A 19,976-nucleotide genomic window follows, 5' to 3' on the forward strand; every position below is an offset into this window, starting at 1 on the left:
GCCACACGCCAGCGCATTCCTTCAGTCGCCATCAGTTGGGCTTTCCCTCGGGATCGATCTGGCGCGGCTCATCGGTTGGCGAGTCCCGTTCCGCATCGAAGCCCTCCCAAATCCGGCCGAGCGCATGCTCCTCGCTGATTCCGGCGGCATGCGCATAGGCCTTGGCCCCGTGCCGGATCGCATCGACCATCGCCATGCCGAAGACAAACGGGTCCGCGCCGATCGCGCGCGGTTCGATGAGGCAGGTCAGCCCTTCTTGCTCGCCATTCCACATGCGCAGGAATTCCTGCGAGCCCCGCAGCCAATCGAGCGCCGATATGTCGATCTCACCCTGGTTCGCTTTTCCGCTCCCGAACATCACGCCGCCTCCCTCTCGCGCACGGTCTTGAACTCGATCCTTTTCTCGTAAGGGCCGCCGAGGATCAGCCGGTTCACGTAGATCGACGGCAAATGCACGCAGTCCGGATCGAGGCTCCCGACCGGCACGATCTCCTCGACCTCGGCAACGCAGACCTTGCCGCAGGTCGCCGCTGGGAAGTTGAAGTTGCGCGCGGTCTTGCGGAAGATAATGTTGCCGGTCTCATCCGCCTTCCACCCTTTGACCAGGCTCAAGTCGGCGAAGATGCCGCGCTCGAGCACATAGGTCTCGCCGTCGAAGTCCTTCAGCTCCTTGCCCTCGGCCACCTGGGTGCCGACGCCGGTCTTCGTATAGAATCCCGGGATCCCCGCGCCGCCTGCGCGCATCCGCTCGGCGAGCGTGCCCTGGGGCGCGAACTCGACCTCCAGCTCGCCGGCCAGGAACTGTCGCTCGAACTCCTTGTTCTCGCCGACGTAGGAGCTGATCATCTTCTTGACCTGCCGCGTGCGCAACAGCTTGCCCAGGCCCTCATTGTCGATGCCGGCATTGTTCGAGGCGATCGTCAGATCCTTGATCCCGCTGGCGACGACCGCGTCGATCAGCCGCTCGGGGATACCGCACAGGCCGAAACCGCCGGCGGCAATGGTCATGCCGTCGCGAAGCAGCCCTTCTAGCGCGGCGCCGGCATCGGGATAGATTTTCTGCATGCCGCGCCAATAGAGGCGGTGCGGCGCTTGCTCAAGGACGGGCGGAGCGCAGTCCCGCGGCGGCGATCCCGGCGGCGACGCAGGCGGCGTCGTCCTCCGGCGCTTCGCCCGAGGCTCCGGCGGCACCGAGCCGCGTCCTGCCGTCCGCGCTGTAGATCGGAACGCCGCCGGCAACCGTCACGACATGCGGCGCAAAGGCGAAGCCCGGCGTGCCCTTGGCTCCCTCGACCATGTCGGCGGTCGAAAAGCCCCAGGCGGCGACCGCTTGCGCTTTTGCCAGCGCGAAATCCATCATGCCCGAGCCGTTGCCGTCCATTCTCAGGGCCGCGACGAGGTGACCGCCGGTGTCCACAACCGCGATGGCGTGGCTCTGCTTCTTGCCCGCCGCTTGCGCCGCGCAGCCGTTGACGATTGCCTGCGCGGTCCTGGCATCGAGGAGCGGCGGGGTCTGCGATTGTGCCGGTACGGCGGCCACAGCTGCGGCAGCGATCATCAGGATGTAGCGCATAACCCCTCCCTCGTGGCGCAACCAACTGGCCCTCAGCGGGGCACGGACACAACAACGGATCGACGAAGGGGCGAAGTGGCGGACGAGCTACCAGAGTCGCACGCGGTCCCCGGCAGGAAGGTAGAGTTTGTCGCCGGGCCGAACCCCGAACGCCTCGTACCATTCGTCGACGTTCGGCAGCGGGCCATTGACCCGCATCCACGGGATGGCGTTGCTGCCCTGGGTCAGCTGGTTGCGGACGGCGTCGTCGGTGAAACGTGCGCGCCAGCTCTGCGCGCGGCCGAGGAAGAAGCGCTGGTCGCCGGTCAGGCCGTCGACGGTCGGCGCGGGTCTTCCACCCAGCGATGCCCGATAAGCATCGAGCGCGATCTCGAGCGCGCCGATGTCCGACAGCGCTTCGTCGCTCAGGACCTTGCCGCGCGGATGCACGCCGGCCAGCGGCTCGAACGCCGAATAGCGGTCGGCGAGCATTCCGCCGATGGCGTTCAGATGCGCGAGCTCGTCAGGCTTGAGCCAGTCTCTCAGCTTTCCCGAAGAATCGTACTTGGCGCCGCTCAGGTTGAACGCGTCGATCATCTTCGACGCGACGATCGTCCCGACTGCGCCAAAATTGACCGCATCATCGGCGGCGGCATCGAAGAAGGGCGGCTGGAACAGCGCCACCGACACCTCGGCGGCGTTCGACTGCGGGTCGTAAGCATATTGCGGATACATCGGCGGAAGGAGCCAGCGGGAACGATCGAAAGGCCGATCGAGCCGCTTGGCCAGCTCGCGCCATTCGTAACGTGCAGCTTCGTGGACGTCGGCGTAAAGGCCGTTTCCGCGAATGCTCAGCCCGACATAATCGTCGAACCGATCCGGATAGCCGATGCGGATCTGCATTGCGGCGACCTTGCGCCGCGCCTCGGCCCTCGATTCCTCGCTCAACCAGGTGGCGCGCGCAAAACGCGCATCCAAGGCGGCACGCAAGGCCTCTGCCATGGCTTTCGCCCGCCCATTGACTTCGAGCGGAACGAACCGCTCCACATAAATGGCGCCAAGAACGTCCGGCGTGATCGCCTCGACGAGCCTCTCGGCGCCGTCCTTGCGGTTGCGCGCCGCCAGTGACGGCGTGTTGAGCACATTGGTGCGGAATGCGACCTTGGCCGCGTATAGGTCCCTGCCGAGCAGCGCGGCGTTGTAATCCGCCGCTGCGAACGCCTGGCGGGCGCGGAGCATTCGAACATCGGCTGCTCCGAACAGCGCGGCCATTCGCCGGAATGCGCGCGGATCGTCGATAATCATTCGTTCGGGCGGAGCGATCCCGGCGCCCGCGAAATAGGACGCCCAGCCGAAGCCTGGCGTGAGACCTCTCAATTCGGCGTAGCTGACCGCGTGATAGGCCTGCGCGGGATCGTTCAGTTGCTCGAGCGGAGTCCGCACCGCCGCGATGTTCGTCTCGAAGGCGAGGATTGCGTCGGCGCGTGCAGCCGGTTCGGCCCAGCCGATCAAGCGCAATATCTGCTCGATATAGGTCCTGTACTTGGCGCGAATGTCCGCGACTTCCTCGGCCGAATAGTAACTGGGATCCGGCAGCATGATGCCGCCCTGCGAGAGATAGAGTGCGCTTTGCTCAGGGTGGCGCGCGTCCTGCGCGACGTTTATCAGGAACAGGCCGCGGCCAAAGCCATCCTGCATGTTCGCGCCCCGAAGAGTCTCTGGGCCCTCCATATGACCCATGATGCCGGCGAACTCGGCCCGTGTTTGCGCGGCCCGAATGATGCTGAGCTCAGGCTCCAGCGGTGCCAGGCCAAGACACTCGATCGCCGCCTCGTCCAGATATTCGCGATAGAGAGACGCGGCCTTGCGCAATGGTGCGCTCTGCGTGCCCGGCGCTGCCGCCGACAGCTCATCGAGGATCGCCGTGAGACGCGCCGGCGCGGTGGTCCGAACGTCCCGCCAATAGGACATGAAAGGATGCTTCACGTCCGGCGCGGCGCGCGCCACCCAGGCTCCGTTTTGGTAGCGGTAGAAGTCGTCGCCCGGCCGCACCGACCGGTCCTGGTCGGACAAGTCGATCCCCCACGTCCCGATCGCCGCCGCACGGGCGGGCACCGGCACAATCGCAAGCATCAGCGCGACGGACCAGAATATACGTCTCATTCTCACCTCTTCTGCCTGTGCGGCGATCGGGACCGTGCGCCCTGCTTCACTCGAGCATTTCGAAGGTCTGCTCGAACGGATTGCCGGGTACGGGCGGGATGGTGAACCGTATGAGGTAAGGCGGCGCCTCGCTGATCCAGAATCGCTGCACGCCGCCTTGTGGGTCCGGACATTCCACAATCCATGCTTTGATGAAGCCGCGACTTCCCGCCTTGACTGACTCGCGGCCCACCACTCGGAAGGGAAGGGTTTCATAGCCTTTTTCCGCGTCAAAGAATTCAGGCATGACTCCCGAATAACCAAGTTGCAGACGCTGAGCCGCGAAAAAGGTCGGCCACATTCCGCCCGTAAAATCGAATGCCGGGGTCAGTGTTTCGAATGTCTTCGTCTGCACCTGACCTCCCGGATCCTGGCTACGTACCTCCACGTGTTTCCCGTCAAAAGTCAGGGTCTCTTTGGACCCGTCAAAATGGACATGTTCGCTTTTGACTGGCGCCAAGGTCGCCGCATCCAAGACATTGATGTCGGCGATGTACCCAGCGATTGACAGGTCTTTCCTGCGGAAACCCAATGTTCCGGCGGTCCTGATAAGTACTTTCCGGCCGTTTAGATCGTCCAGGCGGAGCTGCTGCGTCCAGATGCTGCCCTCAATAGTTTGGCCATCGGCTCCTCGAAATGTCACGCGCCATGCCACGCGATAGGGTTGGAGCCGCGCACCCAAGAGGGTGCCATCTCCAATCGACATCGTTGGCTGCGCCAGAGGAGCAGCTGGAATTGGGACGCGCGGAGATTCCGGTGAACCACTAGCCAGCTGCCCGTATGCACCCGCGGGAGTCATTAACGCGCACCACCCCCAGCCTGCATTGAAGCTCTTCCAGCATTTGCGCAGCATGTTCATAAAGGCGACCCGGCCTTCGACTCTCGAGCGAGACGTTCGCACACTCCACTTCGTCAGGAGGAGTGTCGCTGAAAGTGACGCTCGCGTTTTCATTTTCAGCTTCTCGATCTCAAAGTTTTTGACCATGCGAGACGTAGACGGCGTCGAAGCCCGTGTGCCATGCGACGCCGTCGCGCGAGACCTGGATTTCCTGGTGGACCCGCCCGCCCGGCAGGGCGGTCAGGATCGTGCGGTCGTAATAGACGGCGCCGCTCTTGCCCTCGATCTCGCCCTGGAAGGTCGTGCTGGTCGGCGTGTGGGCGCGCAGCACCTTGGCCTTGATGCCGCCCGGAAGGCCGCTGTTGTCGGTAACCCAGGTTTGCGTCCACAGATCCTTGCGCGCGTCATAAGCGAATAGGCTGAAGCCGTCGCCACCATCGCTGCCGCGCCAACGCTCGGTTATTCCACAACCGCCGAGGACGCGCTCGACCCGGTCGGTGCCGTCGAGCTCGGAACCGGCATAGACGTCCCAATCGCCGAGCCAGAAGTCGAGGTTGCGGGAAACCTCGGTGGCGCGGCATGGAGTCGGTTGAGGGGCGACCGGCGCCGGCGCTGGAGGCGGCGCACTTGGGGCAGTCGCCAGGCCGTTGGCGACCATTGCCGCGAGCAGATACACGAGCATCCGGGCGCCCCTCCTTCCTGGACTACGCTCTCAGGGAGACGCGGCCCGGTTGATGGCTAGGACGGCCCGCAGGCCTTATCCAATATCCACTTTTGCAGGTCGGGAGGTAACCAGTCAGCCGCGCTGCGCGCTCCGCAACAGGCCGATCAGCCGTTCGAGCGCGTCGCCGAATTCGGCTTCGGCCCAACCCGCATAGCCGAGCAGGAAGCCGCACTCGCCAGTTCCCGCTGCATACTGGCCCGACAGCGGCAGCAGCACGAGGCCCTCGGCCGCGGCGCGCTCGGACAGCGCCACGTCGCTAATCCGCTTTGCGATCGCGTCCGCGAGCCGGACGGTGACGTGCATTCCGACCTCCTGCGGCAGCACGTCGACGAGGTCGCCGGCCTCGCGCTGAAGCGTCTCGACCAGCACCAGCCGCCGGCGCGTGAGATTGGAGCGAAGCGCGCGCAGGTGGCGCGCGAATGCGCCCGTCGCGATGAATTCGGCAAACGCCGCCTGGGCCGGGGTCGGGACCAGGCTGTAGGACGTCCGCCGGCATTCTGCGAGCCGCGCGATGAGGTCTGCCGGGCCCGCGACATAGCCGAGCCGCAAGCCGGCGAACGTAAGCTTGGAGAAGCTCCCGAGAGTCAGGACGCGGGCCGCGGGATCGAGGCTGGCGAGCGACTGCAGCGGCCGTCCGGCGAAGCGTATTTCCCCGTCATAATCGTCGTCGAGGACGATCGCTCCGGTGCGCCGCGCCCACTCGAGCAGCGCGAGGCGCCGCGGCAGGCTGAGCGGCATGCCGAGCGGAAACTGACGCGTCGGCGTGACCAGCGCCAGCGCGGCATCGGGCGCGAGGCGCTCCCCTTCCTCGATGCGCAGGCCGTCCGCGTCGACCGGCACCGGCACGACCCGGATTCCGTTCCGGCCGAGGACCTGACGCGACGTGCCGAGTCCTGGGTCCTCGACCCAGCCGTCAACCTCACCGTCCTTGCTCACGGCGCGGCCGACGAGCGCCAGCGTATCGACCATGCCCGCGGTGATCATCACCTGGTCCGGTCCAAGCGCCACCCCGCGGAGCGCGCGGAGATGCTCGACCAGCGCGCTCCTCAGCGCCGGCAGCCCGAGCCAGTGCCGTTCGAGCGCGGAAGCCTGATGGCGGCGCCAGCCACGGCCGAGCATCCGGCCCCAAAGCTGGCTGGGGAACAGCTCGACGGCCTGCCACGACGGATCGAACGGGCGCCCGGTCGCGCTCCAGATCGAATCCTCCGGGGCGTCGATCGCCGCCGCGATTCCCGGCGTCGGGCTCGCCTGCGGAAGCCGCAGCTGCGCAACATAATGTCCCGAGCCGAGCCGCGTCTCGAGGAACCCTTCGGCGGTAAGTTGACCGAAGGCCTCCAATGTCACGGTGCGCGACACCGCGAGCTCGCGCGACAGCTTGCGGGTCGACGGCAGCCGCGCGCCCGGCGCGATCCGCCGCGTCAGGATCAGCTCGCGGAGGTGATGGTAGAGCTGCCGGACGAGGGGCTGCGCGCCTTTGCGGTCGAGCGTAACCGAAAGCAGCGCGATCGTTGCGTCGCTTTCGGGCGTCCCGGACACGCGCTCATCCATCGGTCGGGATGCTTCAGCCCTTGAGCTTGGCGAGGACGCCCTGCAGCTGCATCGCGTTCGACATGTCGCCTTCGACCTTGAGCTTGCCCATCATGAACGCGGTCATGCCGTCGAGCTGGCCGGCAGCCAGCTGCTGCCAGTCGTCCCAGCCGACGCGGATCGTCGTCTCCGCATCGCCATCGTCCTCGCTGACCTGGCTCGCCGCACCGTCGAGCATGACGGCGCCCTGATCGCCGAAGTCGATCTTGACGCGCTTGCCGGGCACCCACGCCTGGCCTTCCCGCATCCTGGCGATCAGTTCCTGCTTGGTCATCGGCCTCGTTCTCCTCGCCCGACCGCCTAGCGGCGGCGGGCAGAGGACGCAATTCGAGCCATTTGACCTCGGTCTATTGTCCGATTGGGGGCGGGCGCCGGTAGATCAAGGGAACCGCCCTCTGGCGCCGAACAGGATCAAGCGCGAGCACCAGCCTCGCGGCCTCCGGAGATCGCTCGTCGAGGAGGAAATGGCCGCCGCTGAACATGTGGACCTGCGCGGCAGGATCGGCGTGCTTGTAGCAATCCGCGTCGTCGGGAGAATAGACCGGACTATCCTTGCCCCACAGGATGAGGAGTGGCGGCCGATGCGCCCGCAGATAGCTTCGCCACTCCGCATAACGGGCGTCCTCGTGGCCAAAAGCATACATTAGCTCGACCTGGATATCCTTCCGTCCCGGCTGGTCGAGATGATATTGGTCGACGATCCAGGCCTCTGGCGGAATCGCCTCGGGGTCGACGGCCCCCAGCTTGTGATACTTGATGCGCGTCGTCACCTCGTAGGAATTGCGCAGCCGCGCCTCAGCGGCGGCATCGCGTCGCTCCCAGAACGGATCGAGCCAAACTTTCGGCTTGCTCGGATCCTTGCAGATCACGCCATTCTGGACAGCCAGTATGGTCACCTTGGCCGGGTCGGCCGCCGCAAGCCGAAATCCGACCGACACGCCCCAGTCATGCATCAGGAGCCCGTATCGGCTGATACCCAGCACGACGAGAAGGTCCCGAGTTACCTGCGTCAGGTGATCGAAGGTGTAAGCGAACTGGGCGGGCGCAGGCGCACTGCTCTCGCCGAACCCGGGCAAGTCGGGGGCGATCACATGATACTTACCGCCGAGCAGGGGAATGATGCGCTCGAACTCGCGCGACGACGTCTCGCGGCCGTGCAGGAGGATGAGCGTCGGAGCGCCTGGTTTCCCGGCCTCGCGATAGAAGATCTGCAATCCGTCGACCGTCACCGTGCGGTAATGCACCGTGGTCCGCGCAGCCGCGCTGCATGAAGATGCGCCAAGCAGCGCGGCGACGGCGGTCGCCATCATCGTCAATCCCATCGCTCGGTGCTTTCCCGCACCGCGCCGTCACCGCAAACGAGTCTTGCTCACCTTCGCACAAGATATTCGACGGTCACTTCGGCTCTGCCGCAGCCTCGCTCAGCACCCAATTGCGAAAGGCGCGGATTCTCGCCTCCTGCGAACGATCGCGGCGGCACAGCAGCCAGTAGGAGAAGGCGTCCGGGATCGAAATGTCGAAAGGTTGCGCCAACCGTCCCGAATGAAGGTCGTCGATCACCAGGATTTCGGGAGTGAGCGCCAGCCCCTGGCCGGCCATTGCGGCCTCGACCGTGAGCTGAGTGCTGCCGAAGTGCGGCCCGAGCGGAGCATCGTCGCCAAGCCCCGCGGCGTTGAGCCACGTCGCCCAGTTGAGGCGCCTGAAAAGCTCTCCCCCGGCGGCCCGCGGCGTCGGCTGGGCCGTCCGCAGTAAGCTGAAGCGAAGCACGTCGGCGGGATCCCGAAGCTCGCCGCGCTCGACGATCGCCGGTGCGCACACCATCACGATCTTGCCCGGGGCCCAAAGCTGAATCACCTCGACCCCATGGTCGTCCGGCTCCGGCCCATAGCGCAGCGCGACATCGGTCCCGGGTTCCCGCGCCAGGTCGACGCGACGGTCTTCGCCTTGCAGGCGCAAGTCGATATGCGGATGGAGCGTATGGAAACGGTGCAACCGCGGGGCCAGCCATTTGGCGGCAATGGAGGTTGCCGCCGATACGCTCAAGGAAGCGGGACCGCCCAGCTTCCCCTGGTCCGCAAGCGAGGACAAGCTGCGCTCGAGCGTTCGAAAGGCCTCGTGCGCGGCACGAGCCAGCTGTTCCCCGGCGGGGGTCAGCCGCAACGATCGGTGAAGCCGCTCGAACAGGCTGAGCGCGAGCGCGGCTTCCAGGCTCTTGATCTGGTGACTAACCGCGGCCGGGGTCACCGCCAGCTCGGTCGCCGCGGCCTTGAAGCTGCCGAGCCGTGACGCCGCCTCGAATGCACGCAGGGCGCCGATCGGCAGCGAGTTCAGGCGGGATCGCGACACGTCTTCGGGTTAGCTGAGTTAATGCGAGCGGCAAAATATTGTCGTTTGCCGGCCGGCGGAGTGGCTGCCACTCGACCAGCATGATTGATGGAAATCGCAGCCCTTCGACGGAACTGGCGACACGCCGCTTCCTGTTTCTGCTCACCGGCAGCCGCCGCGATGGCAACAGCGAAGCGCTCGCCCGGCGCGCGGCCGAGCACCTGCGTGAGAATTCGGCGCAGCGCTGGCTGAGTTTGCTCGATCTCGATTTGCCGCCTTTCGAAGATGTTCGCCACGCGGCGTCCGGCGAATACCCCTTCCCCGATGAGCCGGGTGCAACGCTTCTCGACGCGACTTTGTGGGCGACCGACCTCGTGCTGGTCGCTCCGCTCTATTGGTATGACGTCCCGGCGCGGGCGAAGAACTACCTTGATCACTGGAGCGGCTGGATGCGCGTTCCGGGCATCGCGTTTCAAGACAACATGGCCGGCAAGACCATGTGGGCAGTAACGGCGCTCAGCGACGAGGACTATCGCGTCGCCGAGCCGCTTCTGGGCACCTTGCGGCTGTCGGCGGCCTATATGCGCATGGGCTGGGGCGGTGAGCTGCTCGGCTACGGCAATCGCCCCGGCGATATCCTCAACGACGCGGCCGCGCTTGAAAAGGCGACGTCCTTCTTCGCGCCTGCCGTAGCGAACCGTCGGCTACGGACCGCGTCCAGATGAACGTCCGATTCAATTCCATGCCCGTGACGCCGGGTTTCGAGACCATTTATTCGGACGCCGTCGAGGTTCCCGCCGACAGCCGAATCCTCACCGTCTCGGGCCAAATCGGAAGACGCGCCGATGGGTCGGTACCGGCGTCCTTCGAGGAGCAGTTCAGGCTGGCGATCGCCAATCTCGAGGCTGTCCTGGCCGTCACCGGCATGGCGATCGCGGACATCGTCAAGCTGACCTTCTATCTCACGCGCGCGGCGGATCTCGAAACGCTGGGTAAGGTGAGGCGCGAATTGTTGGCGGTCGCGCCCGCCGTGACCACGCTGGTCATTTCCGGGCTAGCCGCTCCGAATCTGCTGGTTGAAGTCGAAGCGATCGCGGCAAGGCTGGCGCGTTGAAGACTGGCGCGGGCCAGCGTAGAGGGCGCGCCATGGGATATGAAACCTCGCTCAAGCTCTTCATCGACGGCGTGTGGAAATCGGGCGAAGGCCGCGATTGCCACGATGTCATCAACCCGGCCGACGCGCAGCCGATCGCCGCTTTGCCCTATGCGACCAAGGCCGACCTCGACGAGGCGCTCGCCGCGACGGACCGGGCCTGGCCCGAATGGCGCGCGCTCGACGTCGAGAAGCGCGGCGCCATCCTGCACAAGGCCGCAGCGCTGCTGCGCGAGCGCGCCGACCTCATCGCCCGGACGATGACTCAGGAGCAGGGCAAGCCGCTCAATGAGGCCAAGCTCGAAGTGCTCGCCTCGGCGCAACTGTTCGACTGGTACGCCGAAGATGCCAAGCGCGATTACGGCCGCACCCTCGTCCGCCCCGCCGGGCAGCTCAGCCGCGTGATCCGCCAGCCGGTCGGCCCGACCGCGACCTTTACGCCATGGAATTTTCCGCTCTACCTGCTGGCGAAGAAGGTCAGCGCCGCGCTCGCCGCGGGCTGCACCATCATCTCGCGCCCGCCGCATGAGACGCCGGGTGTCGGGACCGAGATGTTCCGTGCGCTCGCCGACGCCGGCATTCCGGCCGGCGTTGCCCAGCTGGTCCATGGCGACAGCGCCCTGGTCAGCGAGACGCTGATCGCCAGCCGGGTGATCCGCAAGATCAGCTTCACCGGCTCAACCAATGTGGGCAAGCATTTGATGCGGCTATGCGCGGACTCGATGACCCGGCTGACGCTGGAATTGGGCGGCCACGCGCCGGTCCTGATCTTCGACGATTGCGACCTCGAGAAGACGCTCGATACGGTCGTCCCCCAAAAATTCCGGAACGCCGGCCAGGTGTGCGTCTCGCCGACCCGCTTCTACGTCCAGAGCGGCATCTATGACGCTTTCATCAAGGGCTTCGCCCAGCGCACCGCGAAGGTGAAGGTTGGCAACGGCCTCGAGGATGGCGTGAAGATGGGTCCGCTCGCCAACAAGCGCCGGCCGGACGCCATCGATGCTTTGGTGCAGGACGCCAAGGCCAAGGGCGCGCGGGTCATGGCCGGCGGCGAGCGCGGAGAAGGCGGCTTCTTCTTCCAGCCGACCCTGCTCGCCGATGTCCCCAACGAGGCGAACATCATGAACGACGAGCCGTTCGGCCCGGTCGCGGTGTCGCGGCCATTCGACACGTTCGAGGAAGCGATCGAGCAGGCCAACCGCCTGCCCTACGGCCTAGCTGCCTTTGCCTTCACCGAAAACGGCCGCCGCGCTAATTTGATCGGCGACCTGGTCGAGAGCGGCATGGTCGGCATCAACACCTTCGCCATCAGCGGCGCCGACACGCCGTTCGGCGGGGTCAAGGATTCAGGCTTCGGTTCCGAAGGCGGCAAGGAAGGACTGGAGAGCTACCAGGTGGTGAAGGCGGTTCATCAGGCTTAGGTCAAAGGCGCGATCAGCTGTCCGGGTGCTCGCTTTCGAACCGCCATTTTCGAAAAGCCTGCACTGCCGCAAACAGCACGATGAGCGGCGGAAGAACAATCCACCGCCGATCCCAATGACCGTTGATAGTATGAATGACGGAGGCGGCGCCCACTAGGGCAACAAACGCAAGTCTCCCGTAACTCATCTTCCCGAGAATGACTGCGCGCACTTCCTCGGCGGAGCGCGCGTCGGCGACTGCAGCGCGGTCCTGCAATGCGCGTGCCGGGGAACCGTAGATCCACAGCATCAATGCCGTCCCCACCAGACTGATCGCGACCATGCCGGCGAGGAACTGAACGCGCGGCACCTTGGCAACCGCGCCAGTGCCAGTCCCCAAGATCAGCACGCCGAGCAGGACCGTCACAGCGACCACCATCACGCTGAGGATGATGTAAATGCGAACAACATATTGCCTGATGAAACGGTCGCGCTCTTCCGCCGTGACGGGAATTGCCGCGGCTTTCCAGTTGCGGCGGTACAAATAGCCGCCTTCCCCGGTTGCTTCGAACTGCCATTCGAAGCGCTGCCGCATTCTAGGAACGTTGAACGCCATCGCCGAACAGTATCGCGGCCCGGTCCACGGTCAAACACGCGCAATCGCAACCTTGCCCAAACGCCTTGGCTCCTAGAAGCCTGTCGGCGGAGTAAGGCCGGGGGGTTCATGTTCAAGACTGCGTTGATCGTCAGCGGCGTGCTCGCGCTGATCGCCTTGGCCGCACCGGGGCTGGTGATCCTCGGCTTTTTCCTGCTCATTATTCCGGGCCTGATCCTGTCGCTGGCGCCGACGGTCTTCGTCTATCTGCTCCTCATCGCGATCATCCGCGCGGTCGCGCCAGTTCCTCCCGGCGCAATCGGTTGGATCGCTTCGGTCGCGCTCGCGGCGGGCATCGGCTGGGCAGCGACGCTGCCGCTGCGCGAGGCGCAAACGCTGCGCTGGCGCGCTCAGCTCAAGCCCGAAGTGATTCCCGCGGCCCCGCTCCAGCTGGCCGGCGACATCTCGCTCGATCTTCCACCGCCGTTCCGCCGCAAGCGCGACGGATCGGGCTGCGATTATCTGTGCGCTGCGCTACTCGACACGGCGGGTGTCACCAGCGTCACCGTTTCCGACGGGGAGCTCCGGCAGCGCTTCCGGCTGGTGCCGCGTGGCACGGCGCCCGACACGGGCCTTCGCCCCGACTCTCCCGAGGGCATCTCCAACGTCTTCGACACCATCGATCACAAGCAACGCGCCAAGCGCGGCATGATCCGGCCATGGGAGCAGACCAAGGCCATGCGCGAGGCCATCGCCGCCGCATGGACGCTTCGGCTCAACACCCGCGAAACGCTGGTCGCCGAGCCGGTCGGGGACGAGGTAAAAACCGATTGGGCAATCAAGATCATTCGCGACGACAAACGCGGCGATCCAAAGGTCGAGCGGGTCGAGGTGCTCGACCGTGACGGCAAGGCGCGGCTCCGCCGTTCGCTCGTCACCCATCGAATTCTGGCGGATTTCTTCGCCTTCGATTTCGTCGGCGGGATCGAAAATGCGCATTGGGCGATCGCCCGCAAGACGCTGTCGACCGGCAGCAAATACGCCTCGTTCGACGCACCTTACGAGCTGGTCTCGCACGTCGTCCTCGCCCGGCCGGCCGCGCCGGCGGACGCCAAGGCGACGCTGCGGGCCGCGGTCGTCGCCGCGCTCGACGACCCCAATGCCGGCCCCGAGCGCCTGCTCGCAGCGCGCGATTGGCTAAAGTCGCTTGGGTTCAAGCTGCAGCCCGAGGACGAGCAGCTCGTCGTCCGTATCGTTGAAGATCGGCGCGTGCCGGACATTGCGCGATTGCTCTACGCGTTCCTGAACGAGGAGGCCCCGGTCGCTTTCCGTCGCGGCTTCGTTGCGCGGATCGTCAATCCCGCAACCAGCGCCGACGACCGCGGCTATTATGCGCGGTGGCTGGCGCGGATGCCGGTCGGCACTTTCGCCAACCCCACTGCGGACGAGCAAAAGATCTGGGCGGACCGGACCATGTATACCGACGCGGCCCCGTTCCTCGCGCGCCTTGCCGATACCGGCCAGCCCGGCCTCGAGCGGATGATTGTGCTCATCCAGGAAGCGGCGGCGATCGATTCCTGGCCAAAGCGGAGGCCGCTGGTGCGTGAAATCCGCCGCGGCTTCGCGCGCATGGGAGCGCCTGCGGCACCGGCGCTTCCGGTCGTCCTCCCACTGTACAAGCTACGCTCGTCGCCGCTGATGAATGAATGGCGTGAACGGCAGCTGTGGCAAATGACTTTGGTGCGGATGGGCCTGCCGATCGATCAGATGCCCTACCCGTCCAACTTTACGCCCGAGGACATCGCCAAGGAGCAAAAGGAGACACTCGAAGCCGTCGGGAAGTATGATCCCGACCAGCGCGACGGCTACAATTACTAGCTTGTGCTGCGCTACTCGCTCTCGGTGGTGACGACGCCGTTGGCAACGCTCAGGGAGGTCGGCGACAGGTTGAGGAAGTTCCCCGCCGCCGAGATCGCGACCACCTTGCGGATCGAACCGTCACTGGCGGTCACTATCTTGCTCACTCGTCCGATCGGCTTGCCGCCGCTGTTTTGAACCGGCAACCCGGGCGCCAATCCCGCAAGTGCGCTCGCCGGGACCGATTCTTGAGTCATCCGCTGCGGGCGAGGCCGCGAGGCCCAAATGCCCCCGTCCTGCGCTGCGGCCGCGTCGGCAGCGAACAGCGTCGAAACGACGGCAAGCGCCGTCAAACCCTTGTAACGCATCCGAACCCCTTCGATGCAAAACCTGACCAGAACAACCGGTTCCGCCACCATGTGAGCGCACCGCTGATGCCGGAGGAATTATCCGGGGCTTCTTGCAGAGTCAAAGCGCCAAGGCCCGATCGGCCCCGCGCCGACCTGGGGGCCAATTCGTCCCACGGCGGGACAAACCTCCCGCCGCCTTAACCTTTTCTAAGAACCCCGCGCCGAAAGTCGCGACTCAAACGCGAGGGGAAGCACAGGATGGGCGCGCCCGTTCCACACATGAATCCGGTCGAGGACGCCTCGGCCGAAGCCTTGTTGAGCTCGCTAAGGACGATTGCCGCAGCCGAGCGCCGCAAGCACGCCAGCGTGTTCAATTACTGGCTGTCGATTCGCCGCGACCGCCAGTTCCCGCCGATCCGCGATCTCGACCCGCTCGAAATCTCCGACGCCGGGCCGTACAGCCTCCTGCTCGAGATGATCGGCGGCGGCGAGGACGCCGAGATCCGCCACATCGGCCATGCCATCAAGAATGGCATCGATGTCACCAAGGTCGGCGACGCGCCGAACCCGTCGCTCCTGTCGTGCGTGGCGAGCCGCTTGCCCGTCGTCGCCGCGTGCCGCGAGGCGTTCGCGTTCGAGGACAAGTTCGAGACCCCCGAGGGCAAGGTCCGCTGCTGGGTCACGCTGCTGCCGTTCAGCGCCACCGGAACCTGGATCGATTACGTCTACGGCTTTGTCAGCCTCGACCCCGCGGCAGGCGAAGTGACGGCCGAAGCGGAAGTCGCCGAAGAAACGGCGACACAAGCTACGACGTCGATCGAGGAAGCTCCTTCCCAGCCGATTTGGGAAGCCGTCGCGGAGCTCGCAGAGCCCGAAGCTGCCGAGGAGGTTTCCCAGCTCGAACCGGAAACTGCCCCGAAGCCGGACGCGGCGATGGAGCCGCAAGCGATCGCCGAGACCGACTCTGACTTTGAGCCGGAGCCCGGCACTGCGCCGGTCGCGTCCGCTGGCAAGGCCGGCTTCTCCAAGAAATTCTTCGAGAGCCTCGCCAGCGGCTTCTACGGCCGTCCCGCCGAGGTCGAACTCGACATGGACACCGCGCGCCTCGAGGCGGGCGAGCCGGACGAGCAGGCGGTGGTCGAGGGACCGCCCAAAGAGGAGCCGATCGTAATCGAAGAAGCGCCTGAGCTGGAGCCAAATGCGATCGTGGAAATGCCTGAGCCCGGGCCCGAGCCCGCCGCAATCGAGGAAGCTTCCGAGCCGGTCGCGGATGAAGCGCCGGAGCTCGCAGCCGAGCCCGAACCGGTCGCAATCGATGAGCCGGTTGAAATGGAACTCATAACCCAGGTCGAATCAACACCGGAGGGGACCTTGCAAAGCAAACTGACTGATGTCCGCGCTAAGGCGGACGAAGCGCGCCAGGCCAAGCTCCGCGCCAATGCGGCGCTCTACGAGGGCCTCAGCGCGGCCTACGATTTCGCGCTCGACGCGGAAGACGCGCCGGAAGACTATCTGCGGCTGGTCGAGGCCCAGGGCCTGAAGATCCAGCTGCGCTCGCCGATGAAGCCCGTCGTCAAGCTCGCGTTCGACGGCATGTGCGACGATGCGACGATCAAGCAGCTCGAAGCGATCCTCGCCTGGGCGTTCGACGAGGAGCTGCCGCGCGGCACGCTCGCCGAGCGCATCGAATCCGAGGGAGGAATCGCGCCAATCCTGACCGGTCAGAAGCGCGCCGCCTGACGAATCACCTCTCCCGATCGCGGGAGAGGGTCTCAGCCTTTCGCCTGTTTGGCTTCGCCGAGGCGCAGGCCCTCGACCACCGCATCGACCGCGCATTTGCGCGACAGCTCGGTCAGCGTCTGCCGGTCATCGGCCTCCTGGACCGACAAATGGTGCGCGCGATTGGCGATTGCGCGAAGCTCGCTGATCGTGGTCTCCGACAGCTCCTGCTGGTCCTGCAGGAGGCGCTCGAGGACCGCCTCGGCGAGCGGCGTCGCAAATTCGATGCCGGCAAATTCGTGGCAGCGCCAAACGACGCGGCAATATTGGGTCTCGAGGCCGGCGATGCTGAGCATGACCCATGTGTCTTGCGATGCGCCCGAGGTAATCTCAACGCGGCAACCGTGCATTGAAATGTCGATCAGCTTGGCGCCGGTGCGGCTGCGGCCGGGCTCCCGGATCGATGCGTTGAGCCGAATCGCCATGCGCGGCGCGCGGCGCCGATCGGTCGAACCATCGAATCGTGCGGCAGAATCGGTCATGGCGAGCTCACTCTCGCCACTTGGATGCGCCCCTAGGGTGAACAAATGGTTCTCAAACGGGCAGATTCAGACCTTTGGCCTACTGCCCGCTGCTGTCGGTGACGATCACCGCTCCACCGGAAACGCTGAGCTTGCCCGCGGCCACCGGAAAGCTGCGGCCGGTTGACGACGTGACGATCACCTTGCTGATCGACCCGTCCGGCCCCTTCATGACCTGGCTGACCTTGCCGAGAACCGATCCGTCGCTGCCTTTGACAGCCTGACCGGCGGCGATTCCGGCAATGCTGGATGCGCCAAGCGCGCCGGCGCCCGCGACGACCGCGGCGTTCGCATCCGCTGCAACCGCGCTATTCGCGTTAGCGTTGGCGGCCGGGGCCGCGTCGGCGGCAGGCGTCGGATCTTTCGCCTTCTTGTCGGCCGGCTTGGCCTTGCCGCCCTTCGGCAAGTTGCAGCGCGCGGCCCAGATGCCGCCGCACTCCGTCTGGGCGCCCGCCGCGCCTTGAACCATGATCAGCGCCCCCGCTGCCGCCAGCATGAGTGGTTTGCGCAACATGAGTTCCTCCTGATTTCTGACTTTCGTCGTGCAAATCAAACTCATGAGCGAAGATGAAGTTTGCATTTCTGCGGTGCGTTGCCTTTGTCAAGCGACGGACACTTGCCGCGCCTTCGCGGGGGTGACGGGTGAGAGCGCCGAAGCTACAGCGCCGCGCATGACGATACGCACCGGGGGCCGCATCCTCGTCGACCAGCTCAAGATCCAGGGCTGCGACCGCATTTTCACCGTGCCCGGCGAGAGCTTCCTCGCCGTTCTCGACGCGCTCCACGACACGCCCGAGATCGACCTCGTCGTTTGTCGGCAGGAAGGCGGCGTCGCCTACATGGCCGACGCCGACGGCAAGATGACCGGCCGTCCGGGCGTCGCCTTCGTCACCCGCGGGCCCGGCGCGACCAACGCCAGCGGCGGAGTCCATGTCGCGATGCAGGATTCGACCCCGATGATCCTGTTCATCGGCGATGTCGCGCGCGGCGACCGCGACCGCGAGGCGTTCCAGGAAATCGACTTCCCGGACTTCTTCGGCCCGATCGCGAAATGGGCAGCGCGGATCGAGGATGCCCGGCGAATTCCTGAATATGTCGCCCGCGCCTGGCGTGTCGCGACGGCCGGGCGCCCCGGCCCGGTCGTGCTCGCGCTGCCCGAGGACATGCTTCGCGATGAGGTCGAAACGGCGGATCGCCCCGCCGTGCCGCCGCTGGCGGAAGCGCCCGATCCCGGCGCAGTGCAGGCGATGTTCGAGCTTCTGAAGGATGCGACGAATCCCGTTGCGATCGTCGGCGGCGCCGACTGGAGCCCCCGCGCCGGTCACCATTTCGCCAATTTCGCCTTCCGCCACGGAATTCCGGTCGCCGCCGCGTTCCGGCGTCAAGACGCCATCGACAATGCCTGCGGCGTCTATGCCGGCAACCTCGGTTACGGACCCAACCCCGTGCTCCAGCAGCGTATCCGCGACGCCGATTTGGTCCTCGCTATCGGCCCCCGGCTGGGCGAAGCGACCACCGACGGGTACACGCTGATCACCCCCGATCACCCGGGCCAGACGCTGGTTCACGTCCATCCCGACCCCAACGAACTCGGCCGCGTCTATCACGCCGACCTGCCGATCTGCGCCGACATGGGCGAGTTCGCCGAGATGATCGACGAGTGGATGGATCCCGACTGCGTGCGCTTCTCATGTGGGGAGGACGCGCACCGGCAATGGCTTGACTGGTCCGAGCCCACGGCGCGCGACGGAGTCGCCCTCGACCTCGGCCCGTGCGTTGCGGCAATGCGCGACAAGCTCCCGCCGAACGCGATCATCTGCAACGGCGCCGGCAATTTCTCCGGCTGGTGGCACCGCTACTGGCGCTACGGCGCGATGCCGACCCAGCTCGCGCCGACCAGCGGGACCATGGGCTATGGCGTTCCGGCCGCGGTCGCGGGCGCCCTGCGGTTCAAAGACCGGCCGGTCGTGGCGGTCGCCGGCGACGGCGATTTCCTGATGAACGGCCAGGAGCTCGCCACCGCCGTTCAGCATGGCGCGAACCTGCTCGTGATCGTCGTCGACAACGGCAGCTACGGCACCATCCGCATGCACCAGGAGCGCGACTATCCCGAGCGAATTTCGGGCACCGGCCTCAGCAATCCCGACTTCGCGGCGCTGGCCAGGGCCTATGGTGCAAGCGTTGCCGAAACGGTGACCAGGACCGACGAGTTCGCGCCCGCGCTCGACCGTACGCTCGGCGCCAAGGGCCTGCGCCTGATCCACTGCAAGACCGACGTCGAGCAGATCACCAATGCGACGACCATCTCGAAATTGCGCGCGAAATCCAAGGGCTGAATTGGCCGCCGACATCCGCATTGCCGAAGAACCCGTCACCAGCCCAACGGCGCAACATTGCCTGGAGCGCTATTATAGCGAGCTGCGAAAGCGCTTCGAGGAAGGCTTCGATCCGGGCAAGAGCATCCTCCATACGCTCGACGAATTCGCGCCGCCGAACGGCTGCTTTCTTGTGATCTACGCCGATGGAGCGCCGGTCGCGTGTGGCGGATTCACGCCGCTTGGCGCCGACGCTGCTTACCTGAAGCGCATGTGGGTGGCTCCCGAGGCTCGCGGATTGGGCGTTGGGCGGAAGCTACTGAGTGCGCTGGAAGAAAAGGCCCAGTCGCTCGGATATCGCTTCGCCAGGCTCGAGACGCACAAGGCGCTCGCCGAGGCGCAACGGCTCTACCGCTCGTCGGGCTATACGGAAGTCGAGCCCTTCAACGATGAACTCTACGCTCATCATTGGTTCGAGAAGGCGCTCAACCGCGCTTAGCCGTCGGTGCGGTCCAGGCGCCATGCTTGTTCGAACAACGCGGCATGCACGTCGAGCTTCTCCTTCTGCTTACGATCGCGCGCCCCGCGATTGCTCGGCTTCGTCTCCAGCTCCGGAAACTGGTCCACCAGCTCGTCGAAGTGACCGCCGAAGCTGCCCTTCTTGACCTTTCGTCTATGCGGCATTCCCTCGCTCCGCGACAAATATCCCGAGCACGCAATCGGATACGCGCGATAGCGACGATTCGCTCCCGGAATGTTTGTCCAGTGTGAAGAAATT

The 19,976-nt window shown here is 65.6% G+C and carries 22 protein-coding genes; 7 read left to right on the forward strand and 15 right to left on the reverse strand.

Annotated elements, in window-relative coordinates:
• Positions 1 to 31: 31 nt before the first annotated feature.
• The 10 genes from N539_RS0105015 to N539_RS0105060 form a co-directional block, all read right to left on the reverse strand.
• Complete coding sequence (locus N539_RS0105015) at positions 32 to 358, reverse strand: DUF5076 domain-containing protein (protein ID WP_028969383.1); 327 nt, start codon at positions 356 to 358, stop codon at positions 32 to 34.
• A complete protein-coding gene (locus N539_RS0105020) occupies positions 358 to 1,065 on the reverse strand; it encodes a CoA transferase subunit A (protein ID WP_028969384.1) in 708 nt (235 codons plus the stop codon). Before N539_RS0105020 ends, N539_RS0105015 begins: the two co-directional genes overlap by 1 nt.
• Before the next feature lie 31 nt (positions 1,066 to 1,096).
• A complete protein-coding gene (locus tag N539_RS15530) occupies positions 1,097 to 1,573 on the reverse strand; it encodes a GlcG/HbpS family heme-binding protein (protein ID WP_051531413.1) in 477 nt (158 codons plus the stop codon).
• 87 nt (positions 1,574 to 1,660) lie between these two features.
• On the reverse strand, positions 1,661 to 3,715 hold the full coding sequence (locus tag N539_RS0105030) for a M13-type metalloendopeptidase (RefSeq protein WP_197018346.1): 2,055 nt from the start codon (positions 3,713 to 3,715) through the stop codon (positions 1,661 to 1,663).
• Positions 3,716 to 3,761: 46 nt separating this feature from the next.
• Complete coding sequence (locus tag N539_RS18730) at positions 3,762 to 4,739, reverse strand: DUF3108 domain-containing protein (protein ID WP_197018347.1); 978 nt, start codon at positions 4,737 to 4,739, stop codon at positions 3,762 to 3,764.
• Positions 4,723 to 5,274 carry a hypothetical protein gene (locus N539_RS17650; RefSeq protein ID WP_051531416.1) on the reverse strand — a complete coding sequence of 184 codons (552 nt, stop codon included), beginning with the start codon at positions 5,272 to 5,274 and terminating at the stop codon, positions 4,723 to 4,725. Before N539_RS17650 ends, N539_RS18730 begins: the two co-directional genes overlap by 17 nt.
• Before the next feature lie 114 nt (positions 5,275 to 5,388).
• A complete protein-coding gene (gene pdxR, locus N539_RS0105045) occupies positions 5,389 to 6,864 on the reverse strand; it encodes a MocR-like pyridoxine biosynthesis transcription factor PdxR (protein ID WP_051531418.1) in 1,476 nt (491 codons plus the stop codon).
• A gap of 13 nt (positions 6,865 to 6,877) precedes the next feature.
• Positions 6,878 to 7,177 carry an SCP2 sterol-binding domain-containing protein gene (locus N539_RS0105050; RefSeq protein WP_037552148.1) on the reverse strand — a complete coding sequence of 100 codons (300 nt, stop codon included), beginning with the start codon at positions 7,175 to 7,177 and terminating at the stop codon, positions 6,878 to 6,880.
• Positions 7,178 to 7,250: 73 nt separating this feature from the next.
• Complete coding sequence (locus tag N539_RS15540) at positions 7,251 to 8,210, reverse strand: alpha/beta fold hydrolase (protein WP_231462888.1); 960 nt, start codon at positions 8,208 to 8,210, stop codon at positions 7,251 to 7,253.
• Positions 8,211 to 8,298: 88 nt separating this feature from the next.
• Positions 8,299 to 9,249, reverse strand: coding sequence for a LysR substrate-binding domain-containing protein (locus N539_RS0105060; RefSeq protein WP_028969389.1), 951 nt, complete (start codon positions 9,247 to 9,249; stop codon positions 8,299 to 8,301).
• Between the two features lie 80 nt (positions 9,250 to 9,329).
• On the opposite strand from N539_RS0105060, the gene N539_RS15545 reads away from it, so the two are divergent.
• Genes N539_RS15545 through N539_RS0105075 form a run of 3 tightly spaced genes read left to right on the forward strand, consistent with a single transcriptional unit; the run spans position 9,330 to position 11,802 of the window.
• Positions 9,330 to 9,953, forward strand: coding sequence for a flavodoxin family protein (locus tag N539_RS15545; protein WP_051531422.1), 624 nt, complete (start codon positions 9,330 to 9,332; stop codon positions 9,951 to 9,953).
• Positions 9,950 to 10,342, forward strand: coding sequence for a Rid family hydrolase (locus N539_RS0105070; protein WP_051531424.1), 393 nt, complete (start codon positions 9,950 to 9,952; stop codon positions 10,340 to 10,342). The genes N539_RS15545 and N539_RS0105070 overlap by 4 nt, the downstream gene beginning before the upstream one ends.
• 32 nt (positions 10,343 to 10,374) lie before the next feature.
• Positions 10,375 to 11,802 carry an NAD-dependent succinate-semialdehyde dehydrogenase gene (locus N539_RS0105075; RefSeq protein ID WP_028969391.1) on the forward strand — a complete coding sequence of 476 codons (1,428 nt, stop codon included), beginning with the start codon at positions 10,375 to 10,377 and terminating at the stop codon, positions 11,800 to 11,802.
• Between the two features lie 13 nt (positions 11,803 to 11,815).
• Here the strand turns inward: N539_RS0105075 and N539_RS0105080 are convergent, their stop codons facing one another.
• Positions 11,816 to 12,376, reverse strand: coding sequence for a hypothetical protein (locus tag N539_RS0105080; protein WP_028969392.1), 561 nt, complete (start codon positions 12,374 to 12,376; stop codon positions 11,816 to 11,818).
• 129 nt (positions 12,377 to 12,505) lie between these two features.
• Here N539_RS0105080 and N539_RS0105085 point away from each other — a divergent pair, with 129 nt between their 5' ends.
• Positions 12,506 to 14,254 (forward strand): hypothetical protein, encoded by a 1,749-nt coding sequence (locus N539_RS0105085; protein WP_028969393.1) that lies wholly within the window; start codon positions 12,506 to 12,508, stop codon positions 14,252 to 14,254.
• Between the two features lie 11 nt (positions 14,255 to 14,265).
• Here N539_RS0105085 and N539_RS0105090 read toward each other — a convergent pair whose 3' ends face one another.
• Positions 14,266 to 14,601 (reverse strand): hypothetical protein, encoded by a 336-nt coding sequence (locus N539_RS0105090; RefSeq protein ID WP_156029766.1) that lies wholly within the window; start codon positions 14,599 to 14,601, stop codon positions 14,266 to 14,268.
• A 240-nt stretch (positions 14,602 to 14,841) separates the two neighbouring features.
• On the opposite strand from N539_RS0105090, the gene N539_RS0105095 reads away from it, so the two are divergent.
• A complete protein-coding gene (locus N539_RS0105095) occupies positions 14,842 to 16,323 on the forward strand; it encodes a hypothetical protein (RefSeq protein WP_156029767.1) in 1,482 nt (493 codons plus the stop codon).
• Between the two features lie 32 nt (positions 16,324 to 16,355).
• Here the strand turns inward: N539_RS0105095 and N539_RS0105100 are convergent, their stop codons facing one another.
• A complete protein-coding gene (locus tag N539_RS0105100) occupies positions 16,356 to 16,844 on the reverse strand; it encodes a PilZ domain-containing protein (protein WP_028969396.1) in 489 nt (162 codons plus the stop codon).
• A gap of 79 nt (positions 16,845 to 16,923) precedes the next feature.
• Positions 16,924 to 17,397: a hypothetical protein gene (locus N539_RS15550; RefSeq protein ID WP_037552152.1), complete on the reverse strand. Its 474-nt coding sequence runs from the start codon at positions 17,395 to 17,397 to the stop codon at positions 16,924 to 16,926.
• 157 nt (positions 17,398 to 17,554) lie between these two features.
• On the opposite strand from N539_RS15550, the gene N539_RS0105110 reads away from it, so the two are divergent.
• Complete coding sequence (locus tag N539_RS0105110) at positions 17,555 to 19,219, forward strand: thiamine pyrophosphate-binding protein (RefSeq protein WP_028969397.1); 1,665 nt, start codon at positions 17,555 to 17,557, stop codon at positions 19,217 to 19,219.
• Position 19,220: 1 nt separating this feature from the next.
• On the forward strand, positions 19,221 to 19,697 hold the full coding sequence (locus N539_RS15555; RefSeq protein ID WP_051531429.1) for a GNAT family N-acetyltransferase: 477 nt from the start codon (positions 19,221 to 19,223) through the stop codon (positions 19,695 to 19,697).
• Here the strand turns inward: N539_RS15555 and N539_RS0105120 are convergent.
• Complete coding sequence (locus N539_RS0105120) at positions 19,694 to 19,882, reverse strand: hypothetical protein (RefSeq protein WP_028969398.1); 189 nt, start codon at positions 19,880 to 19,882, stop codon at positions 19,694 to 19,696. The genes N539_RS15555 and N539_RS0105120 overlap by 4 nt on opposite strands.
• Between the last annotated feature and the right edge of the window lie 94 nt (positions 19,883 to 19,976).

It is taken from the genome of Sphingomonas sp. URHD0057 (assembly GCF_000620665.1).
In the GTDB taxonomy this organism is placed as follows: Bacteria; Pseudomonadota; Alphaproteobacteria; order Sphingomonadales; family Sphingomonadaceae; genus Sphingomicrobium.

What these genes read in the sequence shown, in the direction of transcription:
- N539_RS0105020 (WP_028969384.1), bottom strand. Translation starts at nt 1,065, where the DNA reads ATGCAGAAAATCTATCCCGATGCCGGCGCCGCGCTAGAAGGGCTGCTT.
- N539_RS0105015 (WP_028969383.1), bottom strand. Translation starts at nt 358, where the DNA reads ATGTTCGGGAGCGGAAAAGCGAACCAGGGTGAGATCGACATATCGGCG.
- N539_RS0105110 (WP_028969397.1), top strand. Translation starts at nt 17,555, where the DNA reads ATGACGATACGCACCGGGGGCCGCATCCTCGTCGACCAGCTCAAGATC.
- N539_RS15530 (WP_051531413.1), bottom strand. Translation starts at nt 1,573, where the DNA reads ATGCGCTACATCCTGATGATCGCTGCCGCAGCTGTGGCCGCCGTACCG.
- N539_RS0105090 (WP_156029766.1), bottom strand. Translation starts at nt 14,601, where the DNA reads ATGCGTTACAAGGGTTTGACGGCGCTTGCCGTCGTTTCGACGCTGTTC.
- N539_RS0105085 (WP_028969393.1), top strand. Translation starts at nt 12,506, where the DNA reads ATGTTCAAGACTGCGTTGATCGTCAGCGGCGTGCTCGCGCTGATCGCC.
- N539_RS0105100 (WP_028969396.1), bottom strand. Translation starts at nt 16,844, where the DNA reads ATGACCGATTCTGCCGCACGATTCGATGGTTCGACCGATCGGCGCCGC.
- N539_RS18730 (WP_197018347.1), bottom strand. Translation starts at nt 4,739, where the DNA reads ATGGTCAAAAACTTTGAGATCGAGAAGCTGAAAATGAAAACGCGAGCG.
- pdxR (WP_051531418.1), bottom strand. Translation starts at nt 6,864, where the DNA reads ATGGATGAGCGCGTGTCCGGGACGCCCGAAAGCGACGCAACGATCGCG.
- N539_RS15540 (WP_231462888.1), bottom strand. Translation starts at nt 8,210, where the DNA reads ATGGCGACCGCCGTCGCCGCGCTGCTTGGCGCATCTTCATGCAGCGCG.
- N539_RS0105075 (WP_028969391.1), top strand. Translation starts at nt 10,375, where the DNA reads ATGGGATATGAAACCTCGCTCAAGCTCTTCATCGACGGCGTGTGGAAA.
- N539_RS0105120 (WP_028969398.1), bottom strand. Translation starts at nt 19,882, where the DNA reads ATGCCGCATAGACGAAAGGTCAAGAAGGGCAGCTTCGGCGGTCACTTC.
- N539_RS0105030 (WP_197018346.1), bottom strand. Translation starts at nt 3,715, where the DNA reads ATGAGACGTATATTCTGGTCCGTCGCGCTGATGCTTGCGATTGTGCCG.
- N539_RS15545 (WP_051531422.1), top strand. Translation starts at nt 9,330, where the DNA reads ATGATTGATGGAAATCGCAGCCCTTCGACGGAACTGGCGACACGCCGC.
- N539_RS0105080 (WP_028969392.1), bottom strand. Translation starts at nt 12,376, where the DNA reads ATGCGGCAGCGCTTCGAATGGCAGTTCGAAGCAACCGGGGAAGGCGGC.
- N539_RS0105095 (WP_156029767.1), top strand. Translation starts at nt 14,842, where the DNA reads ATGGGCGCGCCCGTTCCACACATGAATCCGGTCGAGGACGCCTCGGCC.
- N539_RS17650 (WP_051531416.1), bottom strand. Translation starts at nt 5,274, where the DNA reads ATGCTCGTGTATCTGCTCGCGGCAATGGTCGCCAACGGCCTGGCGACT.
- N539_RS15550 (WP_037552152.1), bottom strand. Translation starts at nt 17,397, where the DNA reads ATGTTGCGCAAACCACTCATGCTGGCGGCAGCGGGGGCGCTGATCATG.
- N539_RS0105070 (WP_051531424.1), top strand. Translation starts at nt 9,950, where the DNA reads ATGAACGTCCGATTCAATTCCATGCCCGTGACGCCGGGTTTCGAGACC.
- N539_RS0105050 (WP_037552148.1), bottom strand. Translation starts at nt 7,177, where the DNA reads ATGACCAAGCAGGAACTGATCGCCAGGATGCGGGAAGGCCAGGCGTGG.